15 protein-coding genes are annotated in these 16,776 nt (G+C 73.3%); 10 read left to right on the top strand and 5 right to left on the bottom strand.

The window, feature by feature from the left end; all coding sequences use genetic code 11:
- Positions 1-32 precede the first annotated feature (32 nt).
- Positions 33-725 (bottom strand): TetR/AcrR family transcriptional regulator, encoded by a 693-nt coding sequence (locus tag OOK34_RS29830; protein WP_267037271.1) that lies wholly within the window; start codon positions 723-725, stop codon positions 33-35.
- A 128-nt stretch (positions 726-853) separates the two neighbouring features.
- Here OOK34_RS29830 and OOK34_RS29825 point away from each other — a divergent pair, with 128 nt between their 5' ends.
- From OOK34_RS29825 to OOK34_RS29780, 10 genes are all read left to right on the top strand, one after another.
- Entirely contained in the window at positions 854-2,536 is a 1,683-nt protein-coding gene (locus OOK34_RS29825; protein ID WP_267037270.1) for an amidohydrolase, read from the top strand.
- A gap of 56 nt (positions 2,537-2,592) precedes the next feature.
- Positions 2,593-4,263, top strand: coding sequence for an ABC transporter substrate-binding protein (locus tag OOK34_RS29820; RefSeq protein ID WP_267037269.1), 1,671 nt, complete (start codon positions 2,593-2,595; stop codon positions 4,261-4,263).
- Positions 4,260-5,246: an ABC transporter permease gene (locus tag OOK34_RS29815; protein ID WP_267037268.1), complete on the top strand. Its 987-nt coding sequence runs from the start codon at positions 4,260-4,262 to the stop codon at positions 5,244-5,246. The genes OOK34_RS29820 and OOK34_RS29815 overlap by 4 nt, the downstream gene beginning before the upstream one ends.
- Positions 5,243-6,058 (top strand): ABC transporter permease, encoded by an 816-nt coding sequence (locus OOK34_RS29810; protein WP_267037267.1) that lies wholly within the window; start codon positions 5,243-5,245, stop codon positions 6,056-6,058. Before OOK34_RS29815 ends, OOK34_RS29810 begins: the two co-directional genes overlap by 4 nt.
- Positions 6,055-7,038, top strand: a complete 984-nt coding sequence (locus tag OOK34_RS29805; protein WP_267037266.1) for an ABC transporter ATP-binding protein — start codon at positions 6,055-6,057, stop codon at positions 7,036-7,038. Before OOK34_RS29810 ends, OOK34_RS29805 begins: the two co-directional genes overlap by 4 nt.
- Positions 7,035-7,895 carry an ATP-binding cassette domain-containing protein gene (locus OOK34_RS29800; RefSeq protein WP_267037265.1) on the top strand — a complete coding sequence of 287 codons (861 nt, stop codon included), beginning with the start codon at positions 7,035-7,037 and terminating at the stop codon, positions 7,893-7,895. Before OOK34_RS29805 ends, OOK34_RS29800 begins: the two co-directional genes overlap by 4 nt.
- A gap of 60 nt (positions 7,896-7,955) precedes the next feature.
- The gene (locus OOK34_RS29795) at positions 7,956-9,227 is read left to right on the top strand and encodes an SGNH/GDSL hydrolase family protein (protein WP_267037264.1); all 1,272 of its coding nucleotides are present in this window, start codon (positions 7,956-7,958) and stop codon (positions 9,225-9,227) included.
- Between the two features lie 141 nt (positions 9,228-9,368).
- Entirely contained in the window at positions 9,369-10,328 is a 960-nt protein-coding gene (locus tag OOK34_RS29790) for a PLP-dependent cysteine synthase family protein (protein WP_267037263.1), read from the top strand.
- Between the two features lie 91 nt (positions 10,329-10,419).
- A complete protein-coding gene (locus OOK34_RS29785) occupies positions 10,420-12,978 on the top strand; it encodes an ATP-grasp domain-containing protein (protein WP_267037262.1) in 2,559 nt (852 codons plus the stop codon).
- Entirely contained in the window at positions 12,975-14,228 is a 1,254-nt protein-coding gene (locus tag OOK34_RS29780; RefSeq protein ID WP_267037261.1) for an MFS transporter, read from the top strand. Before OOK34_RS29785 ends, OOK34_RS29780 begins: the two co-directional genes overlap by 4 nt.
- A gap of 72 nt (positions 14,229-14,300) precedes the next feature.
- Here OOK34_RS29780 and OOK34_RS29775 read toward each other — a convergent pair whose 3' ends face one another.
- From OOK34_RS29775 to OOK34_RS29760, 4 genes are all read right to left on the bottom strand, one after another.
- Positions 14,301-15,125, bottom strand: coding sequence for a carbonic anhydrase (locus OOK34_RS29775; protein WP_267037260.1), 825 nt, complete (start codon positions 15,123-15,125; stop codon positions 14,301-14,303).
- A gap of 143 nt (positions 15,126-15,268) precedes the next feature.
- On the bottom strand, positions 15,269-15,502 hold the full coding sequence (locus OOK34_RS29770) for a DUF6296 family protein (RefSeq protein ID WP_267037259.1): 234 nt from the start codon (positions 15,500-15,502) through the stop codon (positions 15,269-15,271).
- Between the two features lie 62 nt (positions 15,503-15,564).
- Positions 15,565-16,227, bottom strand: a complete 663-nt coding sequence (locus tag OOK34_RS29765) for a hypothetical protein (RefSeq protein ID WP_267037258.1) — start codon at positions 16,225-16,227, stop codon at positions 15,565-15,567.
- Positions 16,228-16,245: 18 nt separating this feature from the next.
- A complete protein-coding gene (locus OOK34_RS29760; RefSeq protein WP_267037257.1) occupies positions 16,246-16,770 on the bottom strand; it encodes a DUF4188 domain-containing protein in 525 nt (174 codons plus the stop codon).
- Positions 16,771-16,776: the final 6 nt, after the last annotated feature.

Below are 16,776 nucleotides of genomic sequence, written 5' to 3'. Positions count from 1 at the left end.
CGGGCAGGCTAACCGCGGCGCCCCCGCGGAGCCTATGCCCCGTGCGCCCGGGCCCGGGTCTCGATCGCGGTGATCAGCGCCTCGACCCGGAGGCGGAAGATCTCCTCCTCCGTCACCTCGGCGAGCTCGCCGCTCAGCCGGGTGATGTTCGGGAACCCGCCGGGGTCGACCAGCCGGTACTCGCGGCTCCAGGAGGACTCGTCGGCCTCCCGCACCTCCGGGGGAAACAGCAGGTACGCGGCGCGCTGGCCGACCCAGGCCAGGATCGAGTCGCCGACCATCCGGTAGTGCGCGGCCGCCTCGGCCCCTTCGAGCCCGGCCTCGCGCACCGCCCCGAGGATGAGTTCGACGACCCGGAACTCATTGGTCCGGCGCGTGGTCCGGCTGGCCATGGTCGAGCCGACCACCGGGTACTTGAGGGCGACCTCCAGTGAGCCGGCGGCGAGCGCCCGCAGCCGGTCCTGCCAGCCGAGGCCCTCCGGGATGCTGTCGAGGACCTCTCCGAGGGTGCGGTCGGCGACGGACAGCAGCAGCTCGTCCTTGTCGCGGAAGTGGCGGTAGACCGCCGTCGGGTCGGCGCCGAGTTCCTCGCCGAGGCGGCGGACGGTGAAGGCGTCCTCGCTGCCGCGCGCCGCGATGCGCAGGCTCGCGTCGATGATCGCCTCGGGGGTGAGCTGGCTTCCGGCGCGCCTGGAACGGGCGGGGGTGTCGGGTGACTTCGGCATGGTGGGGCCAGTGTATCGATCTGGCACAGAGACAGCGCAACACCGTTGACAACATTGTTGCGCTCCCGTTCACTCCTCCTCAACCAACAAGCCGTGCGGGCCCCGCCCGCCGAGCCGGAGGATGCGCGATGGGCAGCACCAGTCAGCGGGCCGACACCGTCTTCGTGGGAGGAAAGGTGTTCACCGGGACCTCCCGGGCCCCCGTCCGGGCGGCCGTCGCCGTCGGGGGAGGGCGGATCCTCGCCGTCGCCGACGAGAGCGAGGTACGCCCCCTCGCCGACCGGGGCACCGAGGTCGTCGACCTCGCGGGAGGCCTGCTGGTCCCCGGATTCCAGGACGCCCACGTCCACCCCGTCGTGGCCGGCGTCCAGATGCTCGGCTGCGACCTGAGCGAGGCGCGCTCCGCCGACGAGTACCTGGCCGTGGTGGCCGCGTACGCCGGCGAGCACCCGGACGCGCCCTGGATCCGCGGCGGCGGCTGGTCGATGGACGCCTTCCCCGGCGGCACCCCCACCCGGGCCATGCTCGACGCGGTGGTACCGGACCGGCCCGTGCTGCTCACCAACCGCGACGGCCACGGCGCCTGGGCCAACACCCGCGCACTGGAACACGCGGGCGTCGACCGCACCACCCCCGACCCGGCGGACGGCCGGATCGAGCGGGAGGCCGACGGCACCCCCGCCGGCACCCTCCAGGAGGGCGCCATGGAACTGGTCGCCCGGCACGTGCCGAACGCCACCCCCGACGAGGCGCACGCCGGCCTGCTCGCCGCGCAGCAGCACCTCTTCTCCCTCGGCGTGACCGCCTGGCAGGACGCCATGATCGGCGCCTTCCCCGCGCAGCCCGACAACTTCGGCGTCTACCTGCGCGCCGCCCGCGAGGGCTCCCTGCGGGCCCGCGTCGTCGGAGCCCTGTGGTGGGACCGCGAACGCGGCCTGGATCAGATCCCCGAACTGGAGGAACGCCGCCGCACCGGCCGGGCCGGCCGCTTCAACGCCACGAGCGTGAAGATCATGCAGGACGGCATCGCCGAGAACTTCACGGCCGGCATGCTGGAGCCCTACCTCGACGGCTGCGGCTGCGCCACCTCGAACTCCGGACTCAGCTTCATCGACCCGCAGGTGCTCACCGAAGCGGTACGGATCCTCGACCGGTCGGGCTTCCAGCTGCACTTCCACGCCCTGGGGGACCGCGCCGTCCGCGAGGTGCTCGACGCCCTGGAGGCGGCCCGCACGGCCAACGGCGCCAACGACAACCGCCACCACCTGGCCCACCTCCAGGTCGTCCACCCGGACGACATCGGGCGCTTCGCCCGCCTGGGCGCGGCCGCGAACATCCAGGCGCTGTGGGCCGCCCACGAGCCGCAGATGGACGAGCTGACCATCCCCTTCCTCGGACCGCGGCGAGCAGCCCTGCAGTACCCCTTCGGGGACCTCCAGCGCGCCGGGACCCGCCTGGTGGCCGGCAGCGACTGGTCGGTCAGCAGCCCCAACCCGATGTGGGGCATCCACGTCGCGGTCAACCGGACCGTCCCCGCAGGGGAGATCGACGCACCCGGCCCCGGCGAGGTCCGCGAGCCCTTCTTCCCCGAACAGGCCCTGACCCTCTCCCAGGCCCTGACCGCCTACACCGCGGGCAGCGCCTGGGTGAACCACCTGGACGAGGTCACCGGCACCGTCGAGGCGGGCAAGTACGCCGACCTCGTCGTCCTCGACCGCGACCCCTTCGAACTCCCCGCCGAGGAGATCGGCGACGTCCGGGTGCGCCGCACCTACATCGACGGCGAAGCCGTCCACATCGCGGCCGGCTGAAGACCGCGCTCCCGCCACCCCGTACCGATCCAGCCCACCCCTCACGGAGGCAGACGATGCCATCACCCCGACCGAGAACCGGCAGCACGGCAGGCGGGCGCGTCCGGCGCGCCGCCGTGGCCGGCCTCGCGGCCGCCGCGGTGCTCCTGACCGGCTCGTGCAGCGGCAGTGCCCACCCCGGCCCGGACGAGCCGTCCTCCCCGCGGCTCACCGACCGGACCCCCGCCGCCGCCGGGAACCTGGACTCCTTCACCTGGTCGACGTACGCCGAGCCGACCAGCATCGACTACGCCTACTCCTTCGACTACCCGCCCAACCAGATCCTCGCCAACGTCTGCGAGAGCCTGCTGCGCTGGAACCCCGACCTCACCACCTCCCCGAACCTCGCGTCCTCGTACACCAACCCCACCCCGACCACCTGGGTCTACCGGATCCGTCCCGGCGTGCGCTTCCACGACGGGACGCCGCTGACCGCCGACGACGTCGTCGCCTCCCTGCGCCGCAACCTCGACCCGGAGACGGCCAGCGTCTGGGCCTCCGCCTTCCGCAACGTCAAGTCGATCGACCGCACGGGGGAGATGGAGGTCACCGTCACCCTCACCAAGCCCGACTCCACCTTCAACCAGTACCTCGCCGCGAGCCCCGGCACGGTGGAGTCCGCCGCCACCCTCGCCAAGTCCGGCAAGGACTACGGGAACCCGCAGACCGGAGTGAACTGCACCGGCCCCTTCTCCTTCGGCTCCTGGACCTCGGGCCAGTCCCTCACCCTCAAGCGGTTCGACGACTACTGGAACCCCGAACTGAAGGCCAGGTCGGGCGAGGTGAAGTTCGTCTTCCTCGCCGACGCGACCACCCGGGTCAACGCCTTCCAGAGCGGCGAGGTCGACGGCGGCTGGATGGTCCCGGCCGGCGCCTACGGCCAACTGCGCTCCAGCAAGGCCGGAACGCTCTACTTCGGCCGCAACACCACCGTCGCCGACGAGGTGGTCGCCAACCTCAAGGGCCCCCTGGGCGACGCCCGCGTCCGCCGCGCCCTGCTGATGGCCACCGACCGCGAGGGCATCGTCAAGGCCGGAGCCGGCGGGGCCGGCGAGGTCGCCCACTCGCTGGTCACCGACAACCTCTGGAGCGGGGCACCCGCCGCCACCCGCGAGGCCCTCCTCAAGGACCTGCCCAAGGTCCCCTACGACCCGGCCAAGGCCAAGGCGCTCGCCGCCGAGGCGGGAGTGTCCGGGCAGGAGGTCGTCATCGCGACCAGCCCCGTGGACTCCCAGACGACGATCATCACCCAGGCCGTCGCCCAGGCCGCCACCGCCATCGGGCTCAAGCCGAGGATCGAGACCGTCTCCGCCGAGAAGTACTCGACGCTCTTCACCGACCCCGCCGCCCGCGAGGGCATCGACCTCTTCCTCGCCTTCTGGTACACCTCCATCACCGACCCGCTCGACATGTACGGCGCCCTCCAGACCGGCAACTTCAGCAACTACGGAGGCTGGTCGGACCCCGCCTTCGACGCCGCCGTCGAACGGGCCGGCGCGGCCCAGGACCCCGCCGAACACGCCGCCGCCAATGCCGAGGCCCAGCGCATCGCCCTGCGGGAGCTGCCCTGGCTGCCCCTCTACACCCAGCCCGTGAGCGTCTTCCTCGGCAAGCGGATCACCGGCGTCCAGCCGTCCATCGCCTACCTCTACTACCCGTGGGCCGCCGAGATCGGAGCCAGGGGATGACGGGCCGGGCCGCCGGGGCGGCGGCACTCGCCCGGGCCGGCCGGGTCCTGCGCCGGCTCGCCGGGATGGTCACGACCCTCCTGGTCACCTCCTTCCTGGTGTTCTCCTCCCTCTACCTGGCCCCCGGCGACCCGGCGAGCTTCCTGGTGCGCGGCCGCAGCCCCAGCCCCGAGCAGCTCGCCGAGATCCGCAGTCAGTACGGCTTCGACGAGCCCTTCCTCGTCCGGTACGGGAACTGGCTCGAAGGCGTCCTGCACGGCGACTTCGGCCGCTCCCACCTCTTCCACCAGGACGTCGGCGACCTCCTGTGGTCCCGGCTGCCCGCCTCCCTCCTCCTCGTCACCACCTCCGCGCTGCTGATCGCGGCCGTCGGCGTCGCCGCCGGCGTCGTCGGAGCGCTGCGGCGCGGAACGCGCACCGACCGGACCCTGATGCTGCTGGTCACGGTGGGGGCGGCCGCACCCGCCTTCGTCGTCGCCCTGCTCCTGCGCTCCGTGCTCGGGGTGCGCCTGGGCTGGTTCCCGACCATCGGCAACGGCAGCGGCGTACTCGACCGGATGCACCACGTCCTGCTGCCGGCCATCGCCCTGTCCGTGACCTTCACGGCCCTGGTGACCCGGGTGACCCGCTCGGCCATGCTGGACGAACTGCGCCGCGAACACGTCGAGGTCGCGCTCAGCCGGGGCACGCCCCGGCGGACCGTCATACGCCGCCACGTCCTGCGCAACGCGCTGGGCCCCGTCGTCACCGTGTCCGCGCTCCTCGTCTCCGGCATGCTGGTCAGCACCGCCATCGTCGAGACCGCCTTCGGGATGTCCGGCATCGGATCCCTGCTGGTCCAGTGCGTGGACCAGCTGGACTTCCAGGTGGTCCAGGCGATCGTGCTGCTGGTGGTGGCCGCGTTCGTCGTGGTCAACGCCCTCGTCGACCTGGTACAGCCGCTGATCGACCCGCGGACCGCCGCGGCGGGGAGCGCCCGGTGAACAAGAAGTGGTACCTGCGGGGGATCTGCCCGCTGCTCCTGTGCCTGTTCGTCCTCGTCGGCCTGCTCGCACCCTGGCTCACCCCGTACGACCCCACCTTCGGCCGGCTCGGCGACACCCTGCTGGGGCCCGGCCCCGACCACTGGCTGGGCACCGGCCAGGGCGGCCACGACACCCTGTCCGCACTGATCGCCGGTACCCGCACCAGCCTCGCCGGACCGCTCGCCGTGGTCGTCTCCTCCACCGTCCTGGGCGTGGCCGTGGGCCTGTTCACCGCCTGGAGCGGCGGACGGACCGACGCCCTCGTGGGCCGGGTGCTCGACATCCTGTTCGCCTTCCCCGCCCTGCTGCTGGCGATCCTCGCCGTCGCGCTCTTCGGCAAGGGGATGACCGCCCCCGTGCTCGCCATGGCGCTGGCCTACATGCCGTACACGGCGCGCCTCGTCCGCGGCCTCGCCCTCCAGGAGAAGGCCCGGCCCTACATCGCCGCCTACCGCGTCCAGGGCCACTCCGCCCTGTTCGTCACCGTACGGGCCATGCTGCCCAACATCGCCCCGACCCTGCTCGCCCAGTCCACGGTCAACTTCGGGTACGCGCTGCTCGACCTCGCCGCGCTCTCCTTCCTCGGCCTCGGCGTCCAGCCGCCGACACCCGACTGGGGCGCGATGATCAACCAGGGCCAGGCCGCCGTCCTCCAGGGAGAGCCGCTGTCCGCGGTCGTCCCGGCCGTGGCGGTCGTCGTCGTGGTCGTCGCCTTCACCGTCGTCGGGGAGAACCTCGGGGACCGGCTCGCGGGAAGGGACTCCCGATGACACTGCTGCGGTACGAAGACCTGCACATCACCCTGCCGGCCATGGCCCGGCCCCTCCTCGACGGGGTCAGCCTCGAGGTCGGCCCCGGCGAAGTGGTGGCCCTCGTCGGCGAATCCGGCTCCGGCAAGTCCGTCACCGCCCGCGCCGCACTCGGCCTGTTCCCCGAGGGCGCCGAGGTCCGGGGCCGCGTCAGCGTCGACGGCACCGACCTCGTCGGCGCCGGCCGGGAGAGCCTGCGCGAGGTACGCACCGCCAAGGCCGCGATGATCTACCAGGACCCCCGGGCGGCCATCAACCCCGTACGCCGCGTCGGGGACTTCCTCACCGAGTCCCTGCGCCTGGTGCACTCCTGGCCCAAGGCCCGCGCCCGCGCCCGGGCGGCCGAACTCCTCGACGCCGTCGGCCTCCCGGACCCCGGGCGGCACCTGGACCAGTACCCGCACGAACTCTCCGGCGGCATGCTCCAGCGCGTGGTGATCGCCGCCGCGCTCACCGCCGAACCCCGCCTGCTGCTGTGCGACGAACCGACCACCGCCCTCGACGTCAGCACCCAGGCCGAGATCCTCGCCCTCCTGGGCCGGCTGCGGCGCGAACGCGGCCTGGGCCTGCTCCTGATCACCCACGACATCGAACTCGCCGCCTCGGTCGGCGACCGCGTCTACGTGATGTACGCGGGCCGCATCGTGGAGACCGGGCCCGCCGCCGAACTCCTCGCCGCACCCCGGCACCCCTACACGGCCGGCCTGATCGGCTCCTCCCCGCCCCTGGACGGCAGCCCGCCCGACCGCCTCGTCCCCATCCCCGGAGCCCCCCTGGGCCTGCTCGAGCCGGCCCCCGGCTGCGCCTTCGCACCCCGCTGCCGCTTCGCCGAGCCGGGCCGCTGCGAACAGTCGCCGCCGCCCCTGGCGGTGGAAGGCTCCGCCGGGGCCGCGTGCCACCGGCTCGGCGAACTCACCCTCGACCCCGTGGAGCCCAGGTGACCACCCCGTCCCCGTCCCCGCCCCCGCTCCTCGAGGTCACCGGGCTGCGCAAGACGTACCGGAGCGGCGGGGCGGAGGTCGTCGCCGTCGACGGCCTGTCCTTCTCGCTGGAGCCGGGCGGCGCGCTCGGCATCGTCGGCGAGTCCGGTTCCGGCAAGACCACCACCGCCCGGATGCTGGTCGGCCTCGAACGCCCCGACGCCGGACGGATCCTCGTACAGGGCAGGCCCCTGGCCGAGTCCGTCCGGGGAAGGACGGCCCGGCTGGCCCGCGCCAAGGCCGTCCAGATCGTCTTCCAGGACCCCTACCTCTCCCTCGACGCCCGGATCGGCATCGGCGCGGCCCTCGACGGGGTGCTCCGGCTGCACGGCTCGCGCGACCCCGCGGCGCGCGCCGCCCGCGTACGGGAGCTGCTCGCCCAGGTCGGCCTGGGCGACCGGGAGGCGGCCGCCCTGCCCCGCGGGCTCTCCGGCGGCCAGCGCCAGCGCGCCGCGATCGCCCTGGCGCTGGCGGTGGAGCCGGCCGTCCTCGTCCTCGACGAGGCGGTCTCCGCCCTGGACGTGTCGGTGCAGGCCCAGGTGCTCAACCTGCTCGCCGACATCCGCCGCGACACCGGCATCGGCCTGGTCTTCGTCAGCCACGACCTGGCGGTCGTCCGCTACGTCTGCGACGAGGCCCTCGTCATGTACCGGGGCCGGACCATGGAACACCGGCCCGTCGCCGAACTGCTGACCTCCCCCCAGCACCCGTACACCGAACTGCTGCTGGCCTCCGTCCCCCGCCCGGGCTGGGACCCCGACTCCATCAGCCGCCGGCGCCGCGCCCTCGACCCCAGGGGAGGTACGAGCCCCGTGTGACCCGGCGAAAGAATTCCGTCCCGCCTGTCACATTTCCGGGGCGGCGCGGGTCAGGGGGGTATGAACACGAAGAAGACCGCCCTCGCCGCCCCGCTGGCCGCCGCCCTCCTGGCCGTCGCCGCCGGCACCGTCGCCGCCACGCCCGCCGCCGCGCACCACACCCCTTGGCGCAGCTCCTGGGGCGCCTCGGCGCAGGCCCCCACCCACACCGACTGGTTCCCCAACTGGTCCGAGGAGGGCTTCCGGAACCAGTCGGTACGCCAGGTGGTCCGGGCCGGAGCGGAGGGCTCCGAGCTGCGCGTGCGGCTCACCAACGCCTACGGGAAGACCCCGTTGCGGATCACCGGCGCGACCGTCGCCCGCAGCGCCGGCGGGGCCGCCGTCCAGCCGGAATCCGTACGCCCGCTGCGGTTCGGGGGAGCGGGCGCGGTGAGCGTTCCGGCCGGCGGCGAGCTGTCGAGCGACGCGGTCGCCCTGCCCGTCAAGGCCTTCGAACAGCTCACCGTCACCCTCTGGTTCCAGGGCCCCACCGGCCCGGCCACCTTCCACAACGTCGCCATGGGCACGTCCTACCGGGCCGACGGCAACCACCTGCGCGACACGGCCGCCGACGCCTTCTCCGGCCCGGGGAACCAGAGTTACTCCTGGTACTACCTGGCCGGGGTCGACGTGAAGAACGGCAGCCGGGACGGTGCGCGCCGAGGCGTCGTCACCTTCGGCGACTCCCTCACCGACGGCTTCGGCGCGACCCCCGGCGCCGACCGCCGCTACCCCGATGCCCTCGCCGCCCGCCTCGCCGGCCGGGGCCGCCCGGAGGCCGTGCTCAACGCGGGGCTCGCCGGCAGCAAGGTCCTCAGCGACTCGCCCTGCTTCGGCGAGAGCGCCCTGCACCGCTTCCGGCGCGACGCGCTGGGCCGCCCCGACACGGGCACGGTGATCGTCCTCCAGGGCACCAACGACATCATCCAGCCCGACATGCCCCAGGACCGCTGCACGGCGGGCCCCCGGGTGACCGCGCAGGAGATCATCGCCGGTCACAGGGAACTGATCCGCGAGGCCCACGCCCGCGGGGTCAGGATCCTCGGCGGCACCATCCCGCCCTACGGCGGGGCCACGTACTGGAACGCGCCCGCGGAGGGCGTACGCAACGAGGTCAACGAGTGGATCCGCACCAGCGGGTCCTACGACGGCGTCGTGGACTTCGACCGCGCCGTCGCCGACCCGCGGCACCCGCAGCAGCTGAAGGCCGAACTCGCCTTCGCCGACCGCCTCCACCTGAACGACGCCGGCTACCGCGCGATGGCCGACGCCGTCGACCTGAACGCCCTGTAGCCAGCCAGCCCGGCGGGGGCGGCCGCGAGCCGGACTCGAGCCGCCCCCGAGGTCCGCCCGAGTCCGGCACCAATCGCGCGCGACCCCGCCTGGTTACCTTTCGGAGACCGACCGCACGTCCAGCACCAAAGGGGGAGGCTCGTGAACAACGCGCGCGCCACCTGCCGCATCGCGGCGTCATTCGAGGACCTCGTGGGCAACACCCCGATGTTCCGGCTCGACCTCGACGGCCTGCCCGCCACCGTCCAGGTCCTCGCCAAGCTGGAGGCGGCAAATCCGCTGTCCAGCATCAAGGACCGGGCCGCCCTGTTCATGCTCCGGGCCGCCGAGGAGTCCGGCGCGCTCCAGCCCGGCGCCACCGTCATCGAGTCCACCTCCGGCAACACCGGCATCGCCCTGGCCGCACTCGCCGCCTCCCGCGGCTACCGCTGTCTGATCGTGCTGCCCTCCAACTCCTCCCGCGAACGCGTGCTGACCCTGCGCATGCTGGGCGCCGAGGTCGAGTTCACCGACCACGCGCTCGGCTTCATCGGCTGCGTCGAGCGCGCCGAGAAGCTGCACGCCGAGATCCCGGGCTCCTGGTACGCGGGCCAGCACGAGAACCCCGACAACGTACGCGCCCACTACGAGACGACCGGCCCCGAGATCTGGCGCGACGCCGGCGGGCGCGTCGACTACCTGGTGGCCGGCATCGGCACCGGCGGCACCCTGACCGGCTGCGCCCGCTACCTGCGCGAGCGCAACCCGGACCTGAAGGTGATCGCCGTCGAACCGGCCGGCTCCGCGCTGCTCTCCGGCGGCGAGCCCGGCCCGCACCGCATCCCCGGCCTCAACGGCGGCTTCATCAGCCCCGTCACCGACGTGCACCTCATCGACGAGGTGATCGCCGTCGAGGACGCGGACGCAGCCGCCACCACGCGCGCCATCGCCGCCCGCTCCGGGCTCCTCGTCGGGATCTCCGGGGGCGCGGCCGCGTACGCCTGCCTCGAACTGGCCCGCCGGCACGACCTGTCGGACGCGGTCGTCGCGACCGTGTTCCCCGACAGCGGCGAGCGCTACCTCAGCTGGTGGCCGGAGGCCGACCCCGCCGGTGAGCGGTGAGCCGGAGCTCGCCCCCACGCCTTCCCACCCCCCGTCCCCACCCGAGTACGAGCCTGAAATTCCCTGCCGCCGCAGGGGGAGAAGAGAGCGAATGAACCCCGAGCGCACCCTGCTGCTCGTCGGTGCGACCGACGAGACCGTGCGGAAGGCCCACGACCTGGGACTGAGCGTGCTGCTGCTCCAGCACCCCACCAAGGTCAGCGAGGAGCAGAACCGGCTCGCCGCGGCCGTCGAGGTCGTGGACTTCACGCAGTGGGAGCTGATCGAGCCCCTGGTGCGGGCCTGGCACGAGAGCCCCGGCTTCGCCGCGGCCGTCTCCCTGACCGAGCCGGGGCTCGAGAACGCGGGCCGGATCAACGATCTGTACGAGCTCGGGGGAACGGGCTACGAGGTCACCGCCCGGATCCGGGACAAGGCCGCCATGCGGCGGTACGTCGCCGAGCACGACCCGGAGCACGCCGTGGGCGCCCGGTCCCTGAAGGCCCGTGAGGACCTGGACGCCTTCGGCGCCTCCTACGGCTTCCCCTTCATCGTCAAGCCCGTCGACGCCACCGCGAGCATCGGCGTCATGCGGGTCGAGGGGCCGCAGGACGCCGACCGGGTCTGGGCCGAGGTCACCCGGCTCTCCGGCACCCGGACCGACCGGGTCTCCTCGCTGTTCGTCCTGAAGGACTTCCTGATGGAGGAGTTCCTGGACGGACCCGAGTTCAGCGTCGAGTCCTTCAGCTTCGCCGGTCGCCACGTCATCGTCACCATCACCGAGAAGTTCACCAATGACGGCCACTTCGCCGAGCTGGGCCACGCGGTCCCGGCCCGGCTCTCCGACGCCGACGAAGAAGTGATACGCGAGGGCATACGCGGCTTCCTCGACGTGATGGGCATGCGCGACGGCGTCTGCCACACCGAGGTCCGCCTCACCGCCAAGGGCCCGCGCGTGATCGAGGGCCACAACCGGATCGGCGGCGACTCCATCCCGGAGCTGGTGCGCAGCGCCTTCGGCGTCGACCTGATCACGCTCGCCGTCGGTGCCCCCTTCGGCCTGGTCGAGGAGCTGCCCGACCGGCCGCAGGCGCACGGCGGCGCCAGCGTGCGCGCCCTGATCGGCACGCCCGGCACCCGCGTCGAGTCCGTCGACGGGCTCGACGCGGCGCGCGCCGCCGAGGGCGTCATCTCCGTCACCGTCGGTGCCAAGCCCGGCGACGACGTACGGGTCCTCCAGGACAACTGGGACCGGCTCGGCCTGATCGCCGTCGCCGCCGAGGACACCACGGCGGCGATACGCCGCGGGGCCGAGGTGATCCGCGAGCACATCCGGATCACCCTCGCCCACCCGGACGGGCAGACCGTCCTCGCGCAGCCCTCCGAGATCGCCCCCCGCGAGAACCTGCTGATCCTGCACCGCAACCCGCTGGAGCCCTTCCCGTACCGCTCCTGGCTGCCGGACCACACCGGCGACATCGTCGTGCTCGCCGCCCGCGACAAGATCGAACTCGCGGGCGAGAAGGTGCCGGACGGCACCCTCGGCTACACCCGCCTGGAGATCTTCGACGACTTCGACGCGGAAGAGGTCGACGCCCGCGCCCTCGAGCTCATCGCCGAGCACAACATCACGGGCGTGACCGCGCTGCACGAGGCGGACATGCTGCGGGCCGCGCGGCTGCGCGAGCGGTTCGGGCTGCGCGGCGCCTGGCACGACGACGTGATCCCCTTCCGCGACAAGGCGCTGATGAAGACCCGCGCCCAGGCGTCGGGCATCGACGTCGCGGCCTGGATCCAGGCCCGCACCGCCGACGAGGCCCGCGAGTTCGCGGCCGCCGAGGGCTTCCCGGTGGTGTTCAAGGAGCGCAGCGGCTTCAACGCGGTCGGCCTGCGCATCCTCGAGGACCAGGCCTCCTTCGAGGAGTGCCTGACCGAGGTGTACGGCGCGGGCGAGCGCGACGACGTCCTGCTGGAGGACTTCGTCCCGGGCCGGATGTGCCACGTCGACGGAGTGGTGCGCGACGGCCGGGTGGCGATGGCCTGGCCCTCGCAGTACCAGTACGACCTGTCCTCCTTCGCCTCCGACCCCGGCCCGCGCATCGACCTCACCCTCGACGAGGACGACCCGATCACGCCGCGCCTGCTCGACCTCGCCGAGCGGGTCGTCGCCTCGCTGGCCCCCGAGGGCTCCCGGCTGCGCGACCACGCCTTCCACATGGAGGTCTTCCACACCCCGGACGACCGGCTGGTGCTCTGCGAGATCGCCTGCCGCCCCGGCGGCGCGAAGATCCGCGAGGTCTTCAACAGCCTCTTCGGCGTGCACCTCGGCGGGTACGCCGTCCGCGCCGACGCCGGCCACGAACTCCACGCCGCCGTACGGCGGGGCGGCGACTCGGCCGGGCTGCCGAAGCCGCGGCACATGGCGGGCCAGCTGCTCATGATGAAGCGGCCCGGCCTGGTGCGCCGGCTGCCGCAGGTGCCCGAGCAGGACTGGCTCGCCGGGTTCTGGCTCTACGCCGAGGAGGGCCAGGTCATCGCGCCGGCCTCGGGCTCCTCCGACTTCCTCGCCGCCGCGGTGGGCACCGCGCCCACCCGCACGGAGTGCGAGCGCCGGCTGCGCGAGCTCGGTGAGTGGGTGCGCGAACAGAGCGTGATCGGCGACGCGTCATGACGGGGGCCCGCCTGTCGGCGAAGACGCGCTACATGCTGGGCATGGTGGTCGACGCCACCGGCGCGGGCATGTACCTGCCGCTGTCACTGCTGTACTTCCACCACGTGACAGGGCTGCCGCTCACCCAGGTGGGCACCCTGATGACGGCCGCCGCCGTGATCGGTCTGGTCAGCAATCCGGCGGCGGGCGTCCTCATCGACCGGTTCGGGGCCAAGGCCGTCGTCACCGGCGGGTACCTGCTGCGGGCCGCGGGCTTCTGCACGTACCCGCTGGTGGACAACGGCTACACGATGTTCGCCGTGATCCTGCTGGTCGCGCTCGGCGACACCTCGTACCCGCCCGCGATCCAGTCCTTCATCGCCGAGTTCGTCAAGGGCACCGAGCGGGACAAGCTGCTCGCCGCGCAGCGCAGCCTGCGCAACGCCGGCCTGGGCGTGGGCGGTCTGGTCGCGGGCGGGGTCCTGGCCCTGGGCAGCGACGCGTTCTACTACGTGATCGTGTTCGGCACCGCCGCCGGATACCTGCTGGCGGCCACCTGCTTCGGCTCGATCCCGATCCCGAAGTCGGCCACCCCGCTCGCCCGGACCTCCCGCAAGGGCGGCTACCGGCTGGTGGCGCGCAACCGGCCGTTCCTCGCCCTGACCCTGCTCAACGTGCCCACCGCGTTCGGCTACACGGTGCTCGCGATCGGCATCCCGGCGTACGTCACCCAGGACCTGGGTGCGTCCACCTCGCTGGTGGGCGTCCTGTACGCGGTCAACACGGTCGGGATCGCGCTCCTGCAGATCCCGGTCACCCGGGCGCTCGTCGCCTACCGCCGCTCCCGTGCGGTGGCCCTGGGCGCGGCGGTGTTCGCGGCGTCGTTCGTGGTGTTCGCCGTACTCGCCGCGGTGGGGGACAAGACCGTCATCCTGGTCGGCATCTTCGCCGCTACCGCGCTGTTCACGGCGGGCGAGCTGATGCACGGCGCCACGGCCTCGGCCCTGTGCGCGCAGGCCGCGCCGGAGGAGACGCGGGGCCGCCACCTCGCGGTGTACCAGCTCTCCTGGGCGGTGCCCAGCGCTCTGGCCCCGGCCGTCCTGACGGCCCTGCTCACCCTCTCGCCGACGGCGATGTGGGTGGTCCTCGCGGCGGGCGCGACGGTCTCGGCCCTGGGCGTCCTGCGCCTGGAGCCGAAGCTGCCGGAGGAAGCGGTCTACCCGCGTCCGCGGCCGGCGCAGAACACGCCCGCGGAGCCCGCGACGGCCTGACCGCCGCCGCTCCCGACAGACCCCTTCCGGGCCGCGCCCCCGCGGCCCGGAAGGGGTCTGTCTGCCGTGTCCTCAGTACGGAGTGCCGGCCGGTGCCGGGGTCCCGGCCGGCGCGGGGGTGCCCGTCGGGCTGGGCTTCCCGGCTGGCAGGGCGCCCGTCAGGATCTCCACCTTGCCCGTGTCGAGCGAGTAGTAGCCGCCGACCACCGCGACGGCGCCCTTCTTCACCAGGGGCGCCAGATCCGCGTTCGCCCGCAGCTCGTCCGCGGTCAGCTCGATCTGGGCGCGGATCATCCGGTCGACCGCGTCGCCCGACCCGCCCTCCTTGACCGTCCGGTCGTACGCCGGCCGCAGGGCCTTCGCGATCGCCTCGAGGTTGCCCGGCAGCGACTTCCCGGCGAGGGCCGCCTTGTACGCGGCGTCGATGGCGCCGCACCGCTGGTGCCCGAGCACGAAGATCAGCGGGGTGCCGCCGGTCACCGGCCCGAACTCCACCGAGCCGGTGACCACCGGGCCGACCGCCTGGCCGCCGGTGCGCAGCACGTACAGGTCGCCGAGCCCCGTGTCGAAGAGCAGCTCGGGCGGCACCCGGGAGTCGATGCAGGAGAGGACCACCCCGAACGGATCCTGGGCCTGGGCGACCAGCTGACGCCGCGTGGGATCCCGGTCGGGGTGCTGGAGCGATCCGTCGACCCAGCGCTTGTTGCCCTCCAACAGCCGCGCGTAGGCAGCCTCCGGGGTGGCCGGCCGAGGATTCGGCGCGGCGGCCTCGGGCCGTGCCTTCGTTCCCCCGGCCGGCGAGGTGGCCGCCGCCGAGCACGCCGTGAGCGCGCCCGCGACGGCCGCCAGGCCGCCCGCGAGCAGCGCCTTGCGCCGGGGTAGTCCTGCGCTGTCCATCGCCCGTTCCTCCGGTTCGCCGTTCGGGTCCTCGTACGTCGTGACCCTGGCGACTATCGGACGCGGCGCGGGCGGTACGGGCGCAGGCGCGAGCGGACGCGGCCCGGCTTCCCCCCGTCGGCGCACACCGGGCCCGCCCCCGGTCAGCCCTCCGGCAGCCGGCGCGCCCCCGTGGGCTGCGCGGGGGCCTGGTGGCCGCCCGAGGGGAGCATGCGGACCTCGCCCCGGTCGCTGATCTCCGCCCGGACGATGCCGGTGGCGTCGGCGTAGACCGGGTGACCGCCCGGTCCGGCCGACTCGGTGCGCTCCACGATCACGGTGTCCCCGCCCGTCCCGTCGGCGTCGGGGAACGTCAGCTCGTACCGTCGGACGCTCATGTGTCCATCGTGGGCCGCCCCCACCCGCCCCGCCCTCCGGCTTTACCTCCGCTTTGCCGTTCTCAGGCAGCGCCGCCGCAGATCACGTCGTACGGGCGCCCGATCGACATGGTCAGTTCCATGGGCTCGGTGGTTCCCGACGGGCACTGCTCCTTCTCCTTGACCAGGTCGAGGACCTTGAAGGCGTCCGCTCCGGCGGAGGCGCAGGCCACCTCCTGGGCGGACGAGGAGATGCAGTCGCCCTTCACCAGCTGGCCGCCGCCCGCGCCCGCGTCGCCGGGGTGGTCCCCGGACAGGTTGCGGCCGCAGACGGTCTGGGTGGGGATCCCGCCGCCACCCTTGTTCTTGTCCTTGGCGGCCGAGCCGTAGGACACGGACACGCGGATCATCAGGTCGGTACCGGCGGGACACTGGATCGAACCGGGCAGGATCCCGGCCGCCGCGATCTCCAGCGCCTTGAAGGTCGCCTTGGAGTCGCCGCAGTCGAACGCCCGGTAGCCGTCCGGCTTGTCGTCGGGGTCGGGACCTCCGCAGTCGCCGGCCTGCCAGGATCCGCCCTTGTCCTTGGAGGACGAAGAGCCGGACGACGAGGGGCCCTTGGCGTCGCACGCCGCCGTGAGGGCGACGCACAGGCCGATGACCGCGGCGAGGGCGATCCTCCCCGCCGCTCGGCCCCCCGGCCCCGATGCCGGGGGGCGGGTGGTGCTGACCTGCTCAACAGCCATGGTGTTCCTTGCTCCTTGTCAGTGCGGTGCGTGTGGTGCGTCCGGCGCCGGCGGCCGGTGCGCGAACCGGTCGGCCGCCCGGCGCCCGCGCTTCTCCAGCGGCAGGACCCCGGTGGCCGCGGCCAGGCCGACGGGCGGCATGTCGGCGTAGATGGACTCGTACGAGCCCGCGGGCGAGATGTAGGCCTCGTGCCAGATCCCCACGTGCTGGCGGAGCTTGTTCGTCCGCTGCAAGCGGTTGATGAGCGCCCACATCCGGTGGTGCAGGGTGTCGGCGGCCGCGGCGTAAGCGTAGAGCTTCTCCTTGGACTCCCAGTACTGGACCACGTAGTACGTACGCGGCGAACCGGTCAGCAGGACGTGGCCGAGCAGGCCCCGGCCCTTGTCGCGCTTCAGGTCCCGGAGCATGCGCGGCATGGACAGGAACACGGGTACCCAATGGTGCACGGCCCAGAAGTGGTTGATGCGCATCCCGATGAGCAGGACCACCGCGTCGCCTTCGAGTGCGGCGGTGGTGTTGCCCGGGATCGGCTTGCCTGGCACGCGGCC

It is taken from the genome of Streptomyces sp. NBC_00091 (assembly GCF_026343185.1).
Lineage (GTDB): Bacteria > Actinomycetota > Actinomycetes > Streptomycetales > Streptomycetaceae > Streptomyces.
This window is presented reverse-complemented; position numbering and strand designations above follow the sequence as displayed.

Coding starts and splice junctions, on each gene's coding strand:
- OOK34_RS29820 (WP_267037269.1), top strand. CDS start 2,593: ATGCCATCACCCCGACCGAGAACCGGCAGCACGGCAGGCGGGCGCGTC.
- OOK34_RS29795 (WP_267037264.1), top strand. CDS start 7,956: ATGAACACGAAGAAGACCGCCCTCGCCGCCCCGCTGGCCGCCGCCCTC.
- OOK34_RS29785 (WP_267037262.1), top strand. CDS start 10,420: ATGAACCCCGAGCGCACCCTGCTGCTCGTCGGTGCGACCGACGAGACC.
- OOK34_RS29775 (WP_267037260.1), bottom strand. CDS start 15,125: ATGGACAGCGCAGGACTACCCCGGCGCAAGGCGCTGCTCGCGGGCGGC.
- OOK34_RS29780 (WP_267037261.1), top strand. CDS start 12,975: ATGACGGGGGCCCGCCTGTCGGCGAAGACGCGCTACATGCTGGGCATG.
- OOK34_RS29765 (WP_267037258.1), bottom strand. CDS start 16,227: ATGGCTGTTGAGCAGGTCAGCACCACCCGCCCCCCGGCATCGGGGCCG.
- OOK34_RS29830 (WP_267037271.1), bottom strand. CDS start 725: ATGCCGAAGTCACCCGACACCCCCGCCCGTTCCAGGCGCGCCGGAAGC.
- OOK34_RS29815 (WP_267037268.1), top strand. CDS start 4,260: ATGACGGGCCGGGCCGCCGGGGCGGCGGCACTCGCCCGGGCCGGCCGG.
- OOK34_RS29825 (WP_267037270.1), top strand. CDS start 854: ATGGGCAGCACCAGTCAGCGGGCCGACACCGTCTTCGTGGGAGGAAAG.
- OOK34_RS29805 (WP_267037266.1), top strand. CDS start 6,055: ATGACACTGCTGCGGTACGAAGACCTGCACATCACCCTGCCGGCCATG.
- OOK34_RS29770 (WP_267037259.1), bottom strand. CDS start 15,502: ATGAGCGTCCGACGGTACGAGCTGACGTTCCCCGACGCCGACGGGACG.